The organism is Burkholderia sp. LS-044 (genome assembly GCF_004803625.1).
Taxonomy (GTDB): domain Bacteria; phylum Pseudomonadota; class Gammaproteobacteria; order Burkholderiales; family Burkholderiaceae; genus Burkholderia; species Burkholderia cepacia.
The window spans coordinates 111,732-129,435 of sequence record NZ_SSWO01000020.1 but is presented as its reverse complement, the minus strand read 5'-3'; the positions used below and the strand labels follow the sequence as shown (position 1 = coordinate 129,435).

Below are 17,704 nucleotides of genomic sequence, written 5' to 3'. Positions count from 1 at the left end.
TAAAGTGCCGCCACGGTTTGAGGCGGCACTCTACGGCGAGGGCATCAGCGAGGCAGGCTGGTGTTCGCTGTGACGCGCGTCAGGTCCAGTCCCTCGTAGGTCAACCGGTGCATGGCGTCAATCAGGACACGGTCAGGAAATACGCGTCGGTTGCCGGCCCCCTTTTTTCCATAACGGCGGGTCATGCCACTTTGTGCCTGTCCCATCAGTGCGCGGCGAACATCCTCCAGGATGCCTTCACAGGTAAGTGCTTCCTCGAAATTGTTGCGGAAGGAGTGAAACGTATATTGCGGGTCGTCAATGACGTGGGCGTCGATATATTCGTTGACCCACGTCGAGTATATCCGTGTCTTCTTCCCGTCAATCGCCTTTGGGCGCAGATTTGGAAACAGAGTAGCGTTTGCCCCTCGTTGCATGCGCTGACGTTCGACGAACTCGATGAATCCCTTTTCCTCGAGGACATGGTGAACTGGCACTTCTCGTAGGCTGCTGTTCGCCGACTTGCTCTCGCCAATTTTTATCCAATGGCTTCCGGCGCGTTGGAAGACGCTTGCTGTAGTGAGCGTCCCTGCTTCCTCGAGGCGTACACCGGCAAAGAGGGCGAGAAGCGGCAGCCAGAAGGCCGCGTCGCGACCACCTTTGCCTGGACGTTCGCCGTGACGGTGGACCGGGCCGTCGAAAAACGTCTGGAGCTGGCCTGCCGAGAACGGCTGGTAGGAGCGGATGTCCTTCTCGGACACATGGACGGTCACCGCCAAGAACGGATTCTGCGCAAGTGACGTGATTTCTTCGTCGATTGCCGTCCCGACCACGGGCCGGATGAGTGAGAGGATGACCTTAGCCCGGTTTCGCGAGACGGACTGCAGGAGAAAATTTACGTAGGCGCGTACGTCACCGGCAGTGACGTCGACTGGGCTCTTGTCCTTGCTGAATTTCCGGAAGCGGGCGATTTCGGCGCGGACATTGCTGATGGTTGCCGCTTTCGGCTTGCGCACGGAGGCCCACGTTTCGATGAAGTGCTCCCAGTCATCAGTATCGAGTGGCTCCGCGGGCAGTGCCGGCGTCGGTGTGCCGCTGCCATTCAGGCGCCCCAACTGCTCACGGATGAGCTCGAGTTCGGCGCTGAGGAATCGCTTCAGGTATTCCGCCAGATGCTCGGCGTGTGTTCGCGAAAGGTCGATGCCTTCATAAGCAAGGAGCGTGAGCGCTTCTTCGCGGATGATGGAGGTGTCGCCGCGGACGATGTCGTCGGTGACATCCTGTTCGAGTTCGGCCAGTCCCTTGCGCATGGCTTTCAGGTCGTCGCGCGAATCGGTAGGGCGCAGGACATCATCGCCTTCCAGCATGAGTGCGCGCCGGCGGGCAAGAAGCCGCGGAATCATCGACGGCTTGAGGCAAAAGTGCGCCTTGATGGGGGGGCGCTCGTCCGAGGAGAACGTTTCGTCGTAGACGGCGGGCCAGCAGGGCGGTTGGTCCTCGGCTAGCGCGTCGTGGGGTTCGGTTGCATGCTCGGGCGAAGTTGAATAACGCCCTGTCCGACCGGCGCAGATGAGTTCGCGTTGCCGGGTAAATTCGTGCAGGAGGGCGTCCCGGTTTGCCGAGCCGGTTGCGCGCAGCATACGTGCGTCGACGAACAGGCTGTCGGTGGCGGCAACAAGTGCGTTGCGCCGGCGCCTGGCTTCGGCCTTTTCGCGGGTGTGGAGCGAGCCGCCGAGCTCGAGTCGGCCGAAAAGCGCTTGCAGGTCTGCCGGGATGGCACGTCTGAACTGGGGAACCGCGGACTGGCGGCGGGTCGTCAGGCAGTGTTGCGAAGGCATGGTGTCCTCTCAGGGGCAAGGTTGTCCTCGTGCCACCGAAGCCGGACGCCGGGGCGTCCACTGTAGCAGTTCGATGTAGCACCCGACAGCCTAGAGAGGCGGGTTTATACCTTCGCCAAGTCCTTGATTTTCAAGGACCCAAAGCAAAACTGCGCGCTCCTTGCGGAAGCGCGCAGCCTTGGTAATGCGTGGTGGCGAATCAGGGACTCGAACCCCGGACCTGCGGATTATGATTCCGTCGCTCTAACCGACTGAGCTAATTCGCCGAAGAGTTGAATTATGTAGATCGACGCTCGGGCTGTCAACACCTTTTTTCATCTTCCGCGAAAAAAGTTGCCGGCGGCCCGTGCCGCCCTCCACCCTCAATCCTGCGCGTAGATGTTCGAGTCCTTCGTCTCCTTGACGAACAGCAGGCCGATCACGAACGTGGCCAGCGCGATCACGATCGGATACCAGAGGCCCGAGTAGATGTCGCCCTTCGCCGCGACGATCGCGAACGCGGTGGCCGGCAGGAAGCCGCCGAACCAGCCGTTGCCGATGTGATAGGGCAGCGACATCGACGTGTAGCGGATCCGCGTCGGGAACATCTCGACCAGCATCGCGGCGATCGGGCCGTAGACCATCGTCACGTAGATCACGAGGATCGTCAGGATCACGATCGTCATCGGCCAGTTGAGCTGCGCCGGGTCCGCCTTGGCCGGGTAGCCGGCCGCCTTCAGCGTCGACCCGAGCGTCTTGTCGAACGCCGCGCCCTGTGCCTTCGCGTCGGCCGCCTTGCCTTCGTAGGCCGGGATCACCGTGTCGCCCACCTTGATCTGCGCCGTCGCGCCGGCCGGTGCCGCGACGTTCTCGTAGTTCAGGCCGGCTTTCGCGAGCGCGCTCTTCGCGATGTCGCACGAGTTCGTGAACTTCGACGTACCCACCGGGTTGAACTGGAACGAACAGGCGGCCGGATCGGCGATGACCGTGATCGGTGACTTCTGCGTGGCGATCTCGAGCTGCGGGTTCGCGTAGTGCGTGAGCGCCTTGAACAGCGGGAAGTAGGTCAGTGCCGCGATCAGGCAGCCCGCGAGGATGATCGGCTTGCGGCCGATCTTGTCCGACAGCGAACCGAAGAACAGGAAGAACGGCGTGCCGATCAGCAGCGCGATCGCGATCAGGATGTTCGCGCTCGCCCCGTCCACCTTCAGCGTCTGCGTGAGGAAGAACAGCGCGTAGAACTGGCCCGTGTACCACACGACGGCCTGGCCGGCGGTCAGGCCGACGAGCGCGAGGATCACGATCTTCAGGTTCTTCCACTGGCCGAACGCTTCGGTCAGCGGCGCCTTCGACGTCTTGCCTTCCGCCTTGATGCGCAGGAACACCGGCGATTCGTTCAACTGCATCCGGATCCACACCGACACCGCGAGCAGCAGGATCGACGCGACGAACGGCACGCGCCAGCCCCAGCTGCCGAACGCTTCCTCGCCGATGAAGGTGCGCACGCCGAGGATCACGAGCAGCGACAGGAACAGGCCGAGCGTGGCGGTCGTCTGGATCCACGCGGTGTAGAAGCCTCGACGGTTGGCCGGCGCGTGCTCGGCGACGTAGGTCGCCGCGCCGCCGTACTCGCCGCCGAGCGCGAGACCCTGCAACAGCCGCATCGCGATGAAGATCACGGGCGCGGCGATGCCGATCGACGCGTAGCCGGGCAGGAAGCCGACCACGAAGGTCGAGATGCCCATGATCACGATCGTCACGAGGAACGTGTGCTTGCGGCCGACGAGGTCGCCGAGGCGGCCGAACACGATCGCGCCGAACGGCCGCACCGCGAAGCCGGCCGCGAAGCCGAGCAGCGTGAAGATGAAGGCGGCGGTCGGGTTGACGCCGGAGAAGAAGCTCTTGCTGATGTAGGCCGCGAGCGAGCCGGCCAGGTAAAAGTCGTACCACTCGAACACGGTGCCGAGCGACGACGCGAAGATCACCTTCTTCTCTTCACCCGTCATCGGCGAGTGCGAAATTTGCCCGCCTAACGTTGCCATGAGTCGTCTCCAAGTCCCTTTGTAGGTGTGCGGCCGCCTTGGGTGAGGCGGGCCTGTTGACGATTATTGGTAGGGAAACTTACGGCGGACTGACTCGCGTCTGCAAAGCAGATGTGCGTCAACTTTCGTCTAAGTTTCTGCTTTGAGTGTCTATCACGCTTGCAACGTCGCCGAAATCGTCGATTTCGGCGTAATCCGGGCAGCCTGCGGCGGCGCGCGTCAGGGTTAATCCGGGGCGGCTTCGGTCAGCGGCAGGCTGACGCGCACGAGCGTGCCGGCGAGGCGCGGGGCGTGCTGGTAGACGTGATCGTCGAGCGTCAGCGTGCCGCCGTGCTGCGTGGCGATCTCGCGCACGATCGCGAGCCCGAGGCCGCTGCCGTCGCCTTCGCGGCCGAGGATCCGGTAGAAGCGCTCGACGACGCGCTCGCGTTCGGCGGCCGGGATGCCCGGCCCGGTGTCCTCGACTTCGAGATGCACGAACCGCGCGGCGGGCTCGGCGCGCACGCGCACCGTGATGCGGCCGCCTTCCGGCGTGTAGCGGATCGCGTTGTCGATCAGGTTGCCGAGCATCTCGCGCAGCATCACCGGGTTGCCGTCGACGTCGAGCGGCGTGTCGTCCGGCGGGCCTTCGTAGCCGAGATCCATGCGTTTCGCGAGCGCGGCCTGCACCCAGTCGCGCACCGCGCGCCGCGCGAGCGAGGCGATTTCGACCGGCTCGAACGTCAACCCGCTCGCACGGTTCTCGGCGCGCGCGAGCGCGAGCAACTGCGTGACGAGCCGCGCGGCCTGCTCGGAGCTCGTCGCGATCTGCTCGAGCGAGCGCTGCACGTCGGGCGGCACGGGGTGGCGCAGCGCGAACTCGGCCTGCGTGCGCAGGCCCGCGAGCGGCGTCTTCATCTGGTGGGCGGCGTCGGCGATGAAGCGCTTTTGCAGCGCCATGTTCTGTTCGAGACGGGCGAGCAGGTCGTTGAACGACGTGACGAGCGGCTCGATCTCGGGCGGCGCGCGCTGCGCCTCGACCGGCGACAGGTCGTCGGGCCGCCGCGCGCGGATGTGCGCCTGCAGCGCGTTGAGCGGCGCGAGCCCGCGCGACAGCCCGAACCAGACCAGCAGGATCGCGAGCGGCAGGATCACGAACTGCGGCAGGATCACGCCCTTGATGATGTCGTTCGCGAGCGCGTTGCGCTTGTCCAGCGTTTCACCGACCTGCACGAGCACGGGCTGTGCGCTGTCCGATTGCGGCAGCGCGACCGTCGTATACGCGACGCGCACGTCGTTGCCGCGCAGCAGGTCGTCGCGGAACATGACGACGCCCGGCGGCGGGCGGTCCTCGTCGCGCGGCAGCGGCATGTCGGCTTCGCCCGCGACCAGTTCGCCGCGGGTGCCGAGCACCTGGAAATAGACGCTGTCGACGTTGTCCGCGCGCAGGAAGTCGCGCGTCTGCTGCGGCAGTGTCAGCTCAGCGACGCCGTTTACCGGATGGATCTGCCGCGCGAGCACGTACGCGTTGGTCTCGAGCGCGCGATCGAACGGACCGTTCGCGATCGTCTTCGCGACGAGGTAGGTGACGGCGATGCTCATCGGCCACAGCAGCAGCAGCGGCGCGAGCATCCAGTCGAGGATCTCGCCGAACAGGGAGCGCGGGCGCGGCGCCTCGGGCGCATCGGTTTCGTCGGGCGGCGCGAACGGGTTCTCGTAGCGCGCGTCGCGCGCCTCGTCGGCGGCCGACGACGGCGCGCCGGTCGGGTGGCGGGTATGGGCCGGCGTGGCCATCGCGGCGACGCCCGGGGTCAGCGCAGCGGCGTGCCGGCCACCGCGGGCTGGGGCGCGGCCGAGTCGGCGGGCGTGGCCGGCGCGGCCTTCTCGAGGCAGTAGCCGAGGCCGCGCACGGTCGAGATCCGTACGCCGCTGGGTTCGATCTTCTTGCGCAGCCGGTGCACGTAGACTTCGATCGCGTTGTTGCTGACTTCCTCGCCCCATTCGCACAGATGGTCGACGAGCTGCTCCTTCGACACGAGCCGGCCGATCCGCTGCAGCAGCACCTCGAGCAGGCCGAGCTCGCGCGCGGAGAGGTCGAGCACGCGATCGTTCGCGTACGCGATGCGGCCGACCTGGTCGAACGCGAGCGAGCCGTGGCGCACGACGGTCGGGCCGCCGCCCGCACCGCGCCGGGTCAGCGCGCGCACGCGCGCCTCGAGCTCGTTGAGCGCGAACGGCTTGGCCATGTAGTCGTCGGCGCCGAGGTCGAGCCCCTTCACGCGCTCGTCGACGCTGTCGGCGGCCGTCAGGATCAGCACGGGGAGGTTGGAATTGCGGGCGCGCAGGCGCTTGAGCACGTCGAGCCCGGACATTTTCGGGAGCCCGAGGTCGAGGATCAGCAGGTCGAACGTCTGCATCGACAGTGCCGTATCGGCATCGACGCCACTCTTCACGTGGTCGACCGCATAGCCCGATTGGCGGAGTGACCGGGTGAGGCCGTCCGCGAGTATGCTGTCGTCTTCCGCGATGAGAATTCGCATGGTGCTGACCGATGGCCGGCGGGGCGTTCGCGCCGGCCGGCTGTCTCCGAAGTTATTCGTGTACAACGCAGCCTGCATTGCGGGCTTGCACAAAACACTGTTTTTTTATACAGTGTCTGAATTCGTGGGCGGCGCTTGAAAGCGGGCGCGCCTCTGACAGACGCTGCTCATCATAGCAAAGGACGATTCATGGAAGATAGCAAGAAGGGCTCCGGGATGACCGCCGAGAAGAGCAAGGCGCTGGCCGCCGCGCTTGCCCAGATCGAGAAGCAGTTCGGCAAGGGCTCGATCATGCGCATGGGCGACGGCGAGGCGGCGGAAGATATCCAGGTCGTCTCCACGGGTTCGCTGGGCCTCGACATCGCGCTTGGCGTCGGCGGCCTTCCGCGCGGCCGGGTGGTCGAGATCTACGGCCCGGAATCGTCCGGTAAAACCACGCTCACGCTGCAGGTCATCGCCGAGCTGCAGAAGCTGGGCGGCACCGCAGCGTTCATCGACGCCGAGCACGCGCTCGACGTCCAGTACGCGTCGAAGCTCGGCGTGAATGTGCCGGAGCTGCTGATTTCGCAACCGGACACCGGCGAGCAGGCGCTCGAAATCACCGATGCGCTGGTGCGCTCGGGCTCGATCGACATGATCGTCATCGACTCGGTCGCGGCGCTCGTGCCGAAGGCCGAAATCGAAGGCGAGATGGGCGATTCGCTGCCGGGCCTGCAGGCCCGCCTGATGTCGCAGGCGCTGCGCAAGCTGACCGGCACGATCAAGCGCACGAACTGCCTCGTGATCTTCATTAACCAGATTCGTATGAAGATCGGCGTGATGTTCGGCAACCCGGAAACCACGACGGGCGGTAACGCGCTGAAGTTCTATGCGTCGGTGCGTCTCGACATCCGCCGGATCGGCTCGATCAAGAAGAACGACGAGGTGATCGGCAACGAAACCCGCGTGAAGGTCGTCAAGAACAAGGTGTCGCCGCCGTTCCGCGAAGCGATCTTCGACATCCTGTATGGCGAGGGCATTTCGCGTCAGGGCGAGATCATCGATCTCGGCGTGCAGGCGAAGATCGTCGACAAGGCCGGCGCCTGGTACAGCTACAACGGCGAGAAGATCGGCCAGGGCAAGGACAACGCGCGTGAATTCCTGCGCGAGAATCCGGAAATCGCGCGCGAGATCGAGAACCGCATCCGCGAATCGCTCGGCGTCGTCGCAATGCCCGATGGTGCAGGCAACGAAGCCGAGGCGGTGGACGAAGAAGAGTGATGGTCGGGCGCCGAGGTCAGGCTGGCGAGCCGGAGGAGAGCGACGCGCCCGAAGCGGCGGGTCGTCCCGGCCGGCGAGCCGGATCCTCGAGCGCCGATCGGCGGATCGCGGGCAGCCATGCCGCGAACCGCACCGCGACGAGGGCATCCGACGATGCCCTCGTTTCGTTTGAGATTGCCGCACCGGACGATCCGTTCGACGACGATGAATCGTTCGACGCGCACGACCGCTCTCGTCGTCGCGTCTCCGGTGTCAGTTTCCCTGGCGATCGCACAGCCGATGCGTCGGCGCCGGCCAGGGAAGATGTCTACACGCGCAGCAGCCAGCATCCGCGCCGCACGCGTCGAGCGTCGGGTGCTTCTGCCGGCACGTCTTCCGGTGATGCGCCCGCCGCCGGCGAACGTAAATCGTCGAAGCCGCCGCGGTCCTTGAAGGGGCGTGCGCTTGGCTATCTGTCCAGGCGTGAATACAGCCGCGCGGAACTCGCGCGCAAGCTCGCGCCCTACGTCGGCGAAGACGAATCCGTCGAACCCGTGCTCGATGCGCTGGAACAGGAAGGCTGGCTGTCCGATGCGCGTTTTGCCGAGAGTCTCGTGCATCGCCGCGCGTCGCGAGTCGGCGTCGCACGCATCGTCAGCGAGCTGAAGCGCCATGCGGTCGGCGACACGCTCGTCGAGGAGGTGAACGCGCAGCTTCGCGAGACCGAATGGGCACGTGCGCAGGCGGTCTGGCGCAAGAAATTCGGTGCACTGCCGCAAACGCCGGCCGAGCGGGCGAAGCAGGCGCGCTTTCTCGCCGCGCGGGGCTTCTCGAGCGCGACCATCGTGAAGTTGCTGAAGGTCGGCGACGATTTCCCGATCGACGACTGACCGTGCCGATCGCGCGCGTGGCGCGCGATTTTGCTGCAACGCAACTGCTTCCGGACAGGCGGGAATACCCGCCGTCGCGTCAAAGTGTCTCAAATACCCAATATGCTAAAATCCGTGGGTTTTCCTCTTCGGCCTCAACCTCCAGCATGCCGCTATCCGAGCCCGTGCCCCGTCAGTTGCGACATCGACGCGCAATCCGAGCGGAAGCTTACGAGCGCGGCGACGGCTTGTGGGACATCGAAGCCTGCCTGACCGACCACAAGCCGCGCGATGTCGCGCTTGCGTCGGGCATCCGGCCCCAGGGCCTGCCGATCCACGAACTCTGGCTGCGCGTGACTATCGATCGTGACCTCAATGTCGTCGACGCCGAAGCGTCTTCGGAATGGGTTCCCTATCCCGGTCACTGTCAATCCGCTTCCCCCGCCTATCGGGCCCTCATCGGGCTCAACCTCTTCCGCAATTTCCGCCGCAACGCGAACCGGCTGCTCGCCGGCGTCGCAGGCTGTTCCCATCTCACCGAACTGTGCGCCGTGCTGCCGACGGCAGCGATCCAGGCGTTCGCCGGTGACGTGTGGAACGTGCGCGAGGAGGGCGGCGAAGGGCCGGATCAGGGCGACGTGCACGCCGAACCGCCTTTCCAGCTCGGCCGCTGCCGGGCGTTGCGGTTCGACGGCGAGGTCGTGCGGCAGTATTACCCGCGGTGGTATGGCCCGCTTCGGCCGGATTTGCCCGGTGATGGCAGCACGAAGGAATGAACGGAAATCATTCGAAGAAGCGTCTAAAGCGACTTTTCATCCAACTCTCAGACTGAAGGGAATCACGCATGAAGATTCACGAGTACCAGGGTAAGGAAATCCTGCGGAAATTCGGAGTCGCGGTACCGCGCGGCAAGCCGGCGTTCTCGGTTGACGAGGCCGTCAAGGTGGCAGAAGAGCTCGGCGGCCCGGTATGGGTCGTGAAGGCTCAGATTCACGCGGGTGGCCGTGGCAAGGGCGGCGGCGTGAAGGTGGCGAAGTCGATCGAGCAGGTCCGCGAATACGCGAACCAGATCCTCGGCATGCAGCTCGTCACGCACCAGACCGGTCCGGAAGGCCAGAAGGTCAACCGTCTGATGATCGAAGAAGGCGCGGACATCAAGCAGGAACTGTATGTCAGCCTCGTCGTCGACCGCATCTCGCAAAAGATCGTCCTGATGGGTTCGAGCGAAGGCGGCATGGACATCGAGGAAGTCGCCGAAAAGCACCCGGAACTGATCCACAAGGTCATCGTCGAGCCGTCGACGGGCCTGCTCGACGCGCAAGCCGACGACCTCGCCGCGAAGATCGGCGTGCCGGCTGCTTCGATTCCGCAAGCGCGCGCGATCCTGCAAGGCCTGTACAAGGCATTCTGGGAAACCGACGCATCGCTGGCTGAAATCAACCCGCTGAACGTCTCCGGCGACGGCAAGGTCATCGCACTCGACGCGAAGTTCAACTTCGACTCGAACGCGCTGTTCCGTCACCCGGAAATCGTCGCGTACCGCGACCTGGACGAAGAAGATCCGGCTGAAATCGAAGCGTCGAAGTTCGACCTCGCGTACATCTCGCTCGACGGCAACATCGGCTGCCTCGTGAACGGCGCAGGCCTCGCGATGGCAACGATGGACACCATCAAGCTGTTCGGCGGCGAACCGGCGAACTTCCTGGACGTCGGCGGTGGCGCGACGACCGAGAAGGTCACGGAAGCGTTCAAGCTGATGCTGAAGAACCCGGACCTGAAGGCGATCCTCGTGAACATCTTCGGCGGCATCATGCGCTGCGACGTGATCGCGGAAGGCGTGATCGCCGGTTCGAAGGCCGTGAACCTGAACGTGCCGCTCGTCGTGCGCATGAAGGGCACGAACGAAGACCTCGGCAAGAAGATGCTGGCCGATTCGGGCCTGCCGATCATCTCGGCGGACAGCATGGAAGAGGCTGCGCAGAAGGTTGTCGCGGCTGCCGCAGGCAAGTAAGCGCGCTCAATGAATAGGTATGGCGGCGCGGCTTGCACGCGACGCCAATCGAACAGAGGTCAAAATACATGTCGATTCTGATCAACAAGGACACGAAGGTCATCACGCAGGGCATTACCGGCAAGACCGGTCAGTTCCATACGCGCGCCTGCCGTGAATACGCAAACGGCCGCGAAGCATTCGTCGCGGGCGTGAACCCGAAGAAGGCCGGCGAAGATTTCGAAGGCATTCCGATCTACGCGAGCGTCAAGGAAGCAAAGGCAGAAACCGGCGCGACCGTGTCGGTCATCTACGTTCCGCCGGCAGGCGCAGCTGCTGCGATCTGGGAAGCGGTCGAAGCCGACCTCGATCTCGCGATCTGCATCACGGAAGGCATCCCCGTGCGCGACATGATCGAAGTGAAGGACCGCATGCGTCGCGAAGGCCGCAAGACGCTGCTGCTCGGGCCGAACTGCCCGGGCACGATCACGCCGGACGAACTGAAGATCGGCATCATGCCGGGTCACATCCACCGCAAGGGCCGCATCGGCGTCGTGTCGCGTTCGGGCACGCTGACGTATGAAGCCGTCGCGCAGCTGACGGCACTGGGCCTCGGCCAGTCGTCGGCAGTCGGTATCGGCGGCGACCCGATCAACGGTCTGAAGCACATCGACGTGATGAAGATGTTCAACGACGATCCGGATACGGACGCAGTCGTGATGATCGGCGAAATCGGCGGTCCGGACGAAGCCAATGCCGCCGAGTGGATCAAGGACAACATGAAGAAGCCGGTCGTCGGCTTCATCGCTGGCGTCACGGCGCCTCCGGGCAAGCGCATGGGCCACGCCGGCGCGCTGATCTCGGGCGGTGCGGATACGGCCGAAGCGAAGCTGGAAATCATGGAAGCGTGCGGCATCACCGTCACGCGCAACCCGTCGGAAATGGGCCGTCTGCTGAAGAAGGCGCTGTAATATTTCCCCCTGGGTTCGTCTTGCAAAAAACGCCGGCCTAGCCGGCGTTTTTTGTTATGCTCGCGCAATGAATTCGTAAGCACCCACCGGACATGCGTCGTGCATGTGCCGGCGATGAACCCGGCCGCCTGTCAGGCCGCCACTGTCCTGCACATCACCCCATGCTCGAATTCCTGACGTCGCTGCACTGGGGCGCCGTGCTCCAGATCGTCATCATCGATATCCTGCTCGGCGGCGACAACGCCGTCGTCATCGCGCTCGCATGTCGCAACCTGCCCGCGAACCAGCGGCTGCGCGGTGTCGTCTGGGGCACCGCGGGTGCGATCCTGCTGCGCGTCGCGCTGATCACGTTCGCGGTTGCGCTGCTCGACGTGCCGTTCCTGAAGTTCGGCGGCGGGTTGCTGCTGCTGTGGATCGGCATCAAGCTGATGGCGCCGGCCGCCGACGCGCACGACGACATCAAGCCGGCCAGCCGGCTGTGGGACGCCGTGAAGACGATCGTGATCGCCGACGCCGTGATGAGCCTCGACAACGTGATCGCGATCGCCGGCGCGGCCGAGCAGGCCGACCCGTCGCACCGGATCCCCCTCGTGATCTTCGGGCTCGTCGTCAGCGTGCCGATCATCGTGTGGGGCAGCACGCTGGTGCTGAAGCTGCTCGACCGTTTCCCGATCGTCGTGGCGCTCGGCGCCGGGCTGCTCGGCTGGATCGCGGGCGGCTTGATCGTGAACGACCCGGTCGGCGACCGCTGGCCGGTGCTCGACACGCAGCCGGTGCTCTACGGCGCGAGCATCGCGGGCGCGCTGTTCGTGGTGGCGATCGGTTACGCGCTCAGGCGGCGCAGCGGCGCACCGCGCGCACACTGACACTGGCCATCCGGCCGACTGCCGGATTCACGGCCTGCTGGCTACGATCGAGACGCCTGCCTTTAACGGCAGGCGTTTTTCGTTTCCGGAGCCTGCCATGTTCGAAGCCTTTTCCGTTTCCCTGTTCCGTCGTGTTGCCGCCGACCTGCGGCGCGCAAACCGGTCGTCGCCGCGCTGGCGGCCGGCCGGCTTCACGCTGATCGAACTGATGATCGTGCTCGCGATCGTCGGCGTGATCGCCGCCTATGCGATTCCCGCGTACCAGGATTACCTTGCGCGCTCGCGTGTCGGCGAGGGGCTCGCGCTTGCGTCGTCCGCGCGGCTGGCCGTCGCCGACAACGCCGCGAGCGGCGCGGGCCTCGACGGCGGCTACAGCCCGCCGGCCGCGACCCGCAACGTCGAATCCGTCGCGATCGACGGCGAGACCGGCCAGATCACGGTCGCCTTCACCACGCGCGTCGCGGCGGCGGGCGCCAATACGCTGGTGCTCGTGCCGTCCGCGCCCGACAAGGCCGACGCGCCCACCGCACGCGTCCCGCTCAAAAAGGGCGCGATGCAGGCCGGCGCGATCGCGTGGGAGTGCTTCGCCGCCGGCAAGGACGCGTCGTCGCTGCCGGCGCCGGGAGCCGGGCCGTTGCCGGGCGATGCCGCGACGCTGCCTGCGAAATATGCGCCGGCGGAGTGCCGCGCGTAGTGCCGGCAGCGGAGCAGGGCGGCGCGGGCAGCATGCCGGCCGCCGCTTCGGTCGGCCGGGGCGGCCGCCCCGCGCCGGGGCGCGGCGCGAAGGCCCCGCACAGAGGGGGGAAAGTTTTGTATAGTGCGCCGGTTGCTGACATCCGGTTCGCTCATGCCTTCTACTTTTTCCCGTTCGTTGCCGCTCGTTGCGCTGGCTGTCGCCCTGATCGTGCCGTACGCGATCACGAATCACACGTATCCGATCCCGACCTTCTATTCCGAGTTTTCCGCGCTGGTGCTGTATCTGCTGGTGGGAGTGTCCGTCGTGCTGCTCGCGCGCACCGGTCGCCCGGCCGAACCGTTCGCCGCGCCGGCCGCATTCGTTGCGCCGCTCGGGTTCGCGGTGGTGCTCATCGCGCAGGTCGCGCTGATTCCGCTCAAGGTGCCGTCGATGAACTGGCTCGCGGTCGGCTATCTCGCCGCCGCGCTGGTCGCGATGCAGGCAGGTTTTACGCTCGTGCGCGACGGGCTGGCCGAGGCCGTGTCGCGGATGATGGCCGGCGCGCTGCTCGTCGGCGGCGTGTTCGCGGTCGGCACCCAGATCGTGCAGTTGTTCCACCTCGAGTCGGCGCTGTCGCCGTTCGTCGTGATGTACAACGTCGCGGTCGATCGCCGCCCGTACGGCAACATGGCGCAGGCGAACCATCTGGCCAGCTACATCGCGTTCGCGCTTGCGGGCGCGCTGTATCTCGTGCAGACACGCCGGCTCGCGGTATGGGCATGGCTCGCGCTGTCGCTCGTGCTGTCGGTCGGCCTTGCGCTGACGGTGTCGCGCGGGCCGTGGCTGCAGGTCGCGGTGATGGTCGTCGCGGGCTTCTGGATGGCGTGGCTCGAAACGCGCCGAGCACCGGGCAATGCGCGCGCGTGGCTGATCCCGGTCGTGCTCGCGGTGGCGTTCATCGCGGTGAACGTCGCGGTGCGCTGGGCCAACGTGCACTATCACCTGAACCTCGCGGAATCCGCGGCCGACCGAATGCGTGACGCGGGGCAGATCGCGCCGCGCCTCGCACTGTGGAAGTACGGGCTCGCGATGTTCCGCGAGCACCCGCTGCTCGGCGTCGGCTGGGGCGAGTTCCCGTCACACCAGTTCGCGCTCGTGCGCTCGCTGGGCGGCGTCGAGATCGCGAACAACTCGCACGACATCTTCATCGACCTGCTCGCGAAGTCCGGTCTCGTCGGCCTGGGCGTGCTCGTCGTTGCGCTCGTGGCGTGGTTCGTGCGTGCGGTGCGCGCACCGCAGTCGAGCATGCGCGTGTTCGGCTTCGCGCTGATCGGCATCCTGCTGATGCATGCGCTGGTCGAGTATCCGCAGCAGTACATGTTCTTCCTGTTGCCGGCGATGTTCGTGATCGGGCTGCTCGACGTGAAGCCGCTGCGTTTCTTGCCGGGGCGCGCAGCCTTCGGGCTGTTCGCGGTGCTGTCGGTCGGCGGCGTGCTGGCGGCGGTGCCCGTGCTGCGCGATTACCAGCGCGCGGAGGTGCTGTATTACGGCAGCGATCCGGCCGCGCAATACCGTGACGCGCCGTCGTTTCTGTTCGGCGCCTGGGGCGAATACGGCGCGGCCACGCTGCTCCCGATTTCGGCGGACGACCTGCCGGCCAAGCTCGCCGCGCACGAGCGCGCGATCGCGCTGCTGCCCGGCGAGACGGTGCTGCGCCGCTATGCGGTGCTGCAGGCACTGGCCGGCCGCGAAGCCGATGCGCTCGACACCGTCGCGCGCCTGCACGTGTTCGCGAAGGAGCTGAAGGACTGGCCGCAACAGCTGGCGGCGCTGTACAAGCTGTGCGACCAGCAGCCGGCGCTGAAGACGTTCAAGGCGGCGGTCGTCGCGAAATACGGCGAAGTTCCGGCCGACGCGGCCGACGACGAGGACGACGACGATTCGGATTGATACGTGCGGCCCCTGCCGGAACGGGGAATGCCGGCAGGGGCCGTGCCGTGCGAGAGCAGCGGCGCGTGCCGAACGCAACCGCCCGGCGTAAACCGGGCGAATCCGGCCGCGTATCGATTACCTCGTGGATTGTGCGGATTCCGGCTGAAGGCGCGGCGATTCGCGTCAACCATTGTCAAATCGCCGCCGCTCGCCGGGCGGCGCGTGCACAATGCGCGAAAGCGCTCGCGTGCCGGCCCGTGTGGGGCAGGGGCGACGCGAACGCCGGCAACACCGGGCCACCCGGGAAGTCCGCCACGCAGGATCGCGGCCGAGCATCGATCGGCCGTGCGGCCGTAACGGGGCGCCGGTCCGATGGCCGCGGCGCGGTGTGACGCATGCGATGCGACCGGGCGATGTTCCCCGGCGCGCGGCGCGTTCGTCCGCAACAGTGCTGAAGAACGATATTCGACCATGGCTATTCGCTCGACCTACCTGATCCTGCCCGCCGTCGCGATGCTGTTTTCCGGCTGCGCGATGCTGTCGTCGTCGCAGGAAAGCAAGCTGACCTGCCACATTCCGCGCGCCGTCTATCCGGATACCGCGAAGCCGCTCACGCGCCCGGCGACCGTGCTCGTGCGCGCGCTGATGACGACGTCCGGCGAAGCGCAGAACGTCACCGTGACGACGAGCAGCCGTAATGCGGCGGCCGATCGCGCGGCCGTCGACGCGATGACGCACGCAACCTGCGTACAGACGGGCGCGACCGCGAATCCGTTCCTGCTGACCCAACCGTTCGTATTCGAGCCGCAGCGCGGCAAGTGATGCGCGGGCGGCGCGGCGTGCGTGCCGGTTGCCGCCCGGTATGGTTTCCTGCCAGCCCCTTCGTGGCGCACGGCCGCCGAAAGTCGCCGCGCGTGCCCGACGTTCAGTGCCGCGGCATCAGGTTCGCGCCGCGGCAAGCCGGCTCGGCCGCCGTGCTCAGCCCGAGCAGCGTGAACCCGTTGCGTTCCTGACGAATCTGCGCGTAGTGCCGCGCAACCGTCTCCCCGGTGTTGCCCGTCAGATCGAGTTCGACCTGAAAGCGGTCCTTGCTGTCCGAGCAGCCACGCACCGGGCCGTACTCGAACCCGGTACCGGGCGCCTTGCGGGCCTTGTCGAACGCCTGCCGGCCTTTCAGCGCGGCAGCCGCGGCGGCAGGTTCGCTCCATTCGCGCGCCTGCGCATCGTTCACATTCAGCCATTCGTCGACGAAATCGCGGCCGTTGAGCGCAACGGGTTGTACGCGCTGCACGGTGCCGCCGTCGACGCGATAGCGGAAGACGCCTGGCCGCGTCAACACTTCGCTGTCCATCGAGCTGACCGTCGCGCGCACCTCGAAGCCGTCGGGGCGCACCTTGAACCGGATCGGGTTTTCGTCGAGCACGTAGCTGTTCTCGGCATGGAACAGCACGCGTTGCGCGGTCGGGCCGTTGGCCGGTGCGACCACGTCCACGGCGAACCGGCTCCAGCGCGACGCGCACCACGGCGTGCCGTGGACGACCGCAACCTGCCCGCCGGGCAGCGCCGAGAACCAGAAGCCGCCGCCGTACGCGCCGCCGATGTCCTTGTAGTCGTCGGCCTGCCAGCGCAGCACGCGCTGCCAGCCGCCGTTTTCCCATGCGTAGGCGGTCAGCAGGTTGTCGTCGCCGCATGCGATGTCGAAGCCGGCGCGCACGAAGAGCAACGGGCGGGACGTGCCGCCGCGTTCGACGTCGACGTCCGGATTGCGGCCGAACGCCGATTCGCCGTCTTTCGGCTGGACGGGCCGGGCCGGCACGCCGAGCGCGGCTGCGAGCGTGCGTTTCAGCGCGGCCGGGTCGACCTGTTCGTCACTGCAGGCGAGCCGCGCATCGATCGCGCCGGCGAGCGCCTGCTTGTACGCACGCAGCGCGTCGCGCAGCGGCGGCGAAATCTCGACGCCGGGCCCGTCGCTCGGCGGATTGCGGATCTGCTGTACGCGGTGCTGCGCGTCGATGGCCGCGCGCGCGGCGGTGTCGGCGGCGGGGCAGGCGCCGGCGGCCGATGCGACGGCCGGCAGCAGGAAGAGCGCGCACAGCAGCGGTGCGGCGCATTTCAGCGTGGGATTCTTCATGAGTGAAGTGTTTTTCTGGTTTTTATCGTTCGAACGGAGCATCGCTACGGCCGGCGCTGTCCCGTGAATGGCGGCTGTTACCGCTGGCGGTCAACCCGCGACGTCTTCCGCCTTCCAGTCTCCCGACTTCCCGCCGCGTTTCTCGCGCACGCTCACGTCGGTGATCACCATCCCGCGATCGACGGCCTTGCACATGTCGTAGACGGTCAGCAGCCCGACCTGCACGGCGGTCAGCGCTTCCATCTCGACGCCGGTCCGGCCGAACGTTTCGACCTGGGCGACGCAGTGGACGCCCGGCAGCGCGTCGTCGAGCTCGAAATCGACGGCCACGCGCGTCAGCGCGAGCGGGTGGCACAGCGGGATGAGGTCGGCCGTGCGCTTGGCGCCCTGGATGGCCGCGATGCGCGCGACGCCGAGCACGTCGCCCTTCTTGGCCTTGCCGTCGCGGATCAGTGCGAACGTGGCCGGCAGCATCCGGATCGTGCCGCGCGCGATCGCGATGCGTTGGGTTTCCTGCTTGCCGCCGACGTCGACCATGTGCGCATGGCCGGCGGCATCGAAATGGGTGAGTCCTGACATGTCGTGCTCCAGTGGAACGGCGTGCTCGCACGAGCACGTCCGTCGATCCTGCTTCGCGATCGGGCAGCGCGCGGCATCCGAAACCGGCTCCGCG

The 17,704-nt window shown here is 66.4% G+C and carries 15 protein-coding genes and 1 tRNA gene; 9 read left to right on the top strand and 7 right to left on the bottom strand.

Annotated elements, in window-relative coordinates; genetic code table 11:
• Positions 1-44: 44 nt before the first annotated feature.
• From E9536_RS35255 to E9536_RS35235, 5 genes are all read right to left on the bottom strand, one after another.
• The gene (locus tag E9536_RS35255) at positions 45-1,817 is read right to left on the bottom strand and encodes a DUF6538 domain-containing protein (protein WP_136472392.1); all 1,773 of its coding nucleotides are present in this window, start codon (positions 1,815-1,817) and stop codon (positions 45-47) included.
• Between the two features lie 189 nt (positions 1,818-2,006).
• Positions 2,007-2,083: transfer RNA gene (locus E9536_RS35250), tRNA-Met, on the bottom strand.
• A gap of 96 nt (positions 2,084-2,179) precedes the next feature.
• Complete coding sequence (locus tag E9536_RS35245; protein WP_059699958.1) at positions 2,180-3,838, bottom strand: MFS transporter; 1,659 nt, start codon at positions 3,836-3,838, stop codon at positions 2,180-2,182.
• 225 nt (positions 3,839-4,063) lie between these two features.
• Complete coding sequence (locus tag E9536_RS35240) at positions 4,064-5,611, bottom strand: sensor histidine kinase (RefSeq protein WP_027789211.1); 1,548 nt, start codon at positions 5,609-5,611, stop codon at positions 4,064-4,066.
• A gap of 17 nt (positions 5,612-5,628) precedes the next feature.
• Positions 5,629-6,357 (bottom strand): response regulator transcription factor, encoded by a 729-nt coding sequence (locus E9536_RS35235; protein ID WP_059649778.1) that lies wholly within the window; start codon positions 6,355-6,357, stop codon positions 5,629-5,631.
• A gap of 189 nt (positions 6,358-6,546) precedes the next feature.
• On the opposite strand from E9536_RS35235, the gene recA reads away from it, so the two are divergent.
• From recA to E9536_RS35190, 9 genes are all read left to right on the top strand, one after another.
• A complete protein-coding gene (recA, locus tag E9536_RS35230) occupies positions 6,547-7,617 on the top strand; it encodes a recombinase RecA (RefSeq protein WP_021160193.1) in 1,071 nt (356 codons plus the stop codon).
• Positions 7,617-8,486 carry a recombination regulator RecX gene (gene recX, locus E9536_RS35225; protein ID WP_124533072.1) on the top strand — a complete coding sequence of 290 codons (870 nt, stop codon included), beginning with the start codon at positions 7,617-7,619 and terminating at the stop codon, positions 8,484-8,486. The genes recA and recX overlap by 1 nt, the downstream gene beginning before the upstream one ends.
• A gap of 146 nt (positions 8,487-8,632) precedes the next feature.
• Positions 8,633-9,241, top strand: a complete 609-nt coding sequence (locus E9536_RS35220; protein ID WP_060083079.1) for a DUF2889 domain-containing protein — start codon at positions 8,633-8,635, stop codon at positions 9,239-9,241.
• Positions 9,242-9,309: 68 nt separating this feature from the next.
• A complete protein-coding gene (sucC, locus tag E9536_RS35215) occupies positions 9,310-10,476 on the top strand; it encodes an ADP-forming succinate--CoA ligase subunit beta (RefSeq protein ID WP_006755512.1) in 1,167 nt (388 codons plus the stop codon).
• Positions 10,477-10,544: 68 nt separating this feature from the next.
• Complete coding sequence (gene sucD / locus E9536_RS35210) at positions 10,545-11,426, top strand: succinate--CoA ligase subunit alpha (protein WP_006477916.1); 882 nt, start codon at positions 10,545-10,547, stop codon at positions 11,424-11,426.
• Between the two features lie 161 nt (positions 11,427-11,587).
• On the top strand, positions 11,588-12,292 hold the full coding sequence (locus tag E9536_RS35205) for a TerC family protein (RefSeq protein WP_027789215.1): 705 nt from the start codon (positions 11,588-11,590) through the stop codon (positions 12,290-12,292).
• 97 nt (positions 12,293-12,389) lie between these two features.
• Complete coding sequence (locus E9536_RS35200) at positions 12,390-12,986, top strand: pilin (protein ID WP_027789216.1); 597 nt, start codon at positions 12,390-12,392, stop codon at positions 12,984-12,986.
• 153 nt (positions 12,987-13,139) lie between these two features.
• Positions 13,140-14,918, top strand: coding sequence for a Wzy polymerase domain-containing protein (locus E9536_RS35195; RefSeq protein WP_136472390.1), 1,779 nt, complete (start codon positions 13,140-13,142; stop codon positions 14,916-14,918).
• Positions 14,919-15,371: 453 nt separating this feature from the next.
• Entirely contained in the window at positions 15,372-15,722 is a 351-nt protein-coding gene (locus tag E9536_RS35190) for a TonB family protein (RefSeq protein WP_060083077.1), read from the top strand.
• Positions 15,723-15,825: 103 nt separating this feature from the next.
• Here E9536_RS35190 and E9536_RS35185 read toward each other — a convergent pair whose 3' ends face one another.
• Both E9536_RS35185 and moaC read right to left on the bottom strand, forming a co-directional pair.
• Complete coding sequence (locus E9536_RS35185; protein WP_136472388.1) at positions 15,826-17,031, bottom strand: hypothetical protein; 1,206 nt, start codon at positions 17,029-17,031, stop codon at positions 15,826-15,828.
• A 90-nt stretch (positions 17,032-17,121) separates the two neighbouring features.
• Complete coding sequence (gene moaC, locus E9536_RS35180; protein ID WP_027789220.1) at positions 17,122-17,610, bottom strand: cyclic pyranopterin monophosphate synthase MoaC; 489 nt, start codon at positions 17,608-17,610, stop codon at positions 17,122-17,124.
• Positions 17,611-17,704 lie beyond the last annotated feature (94 nt).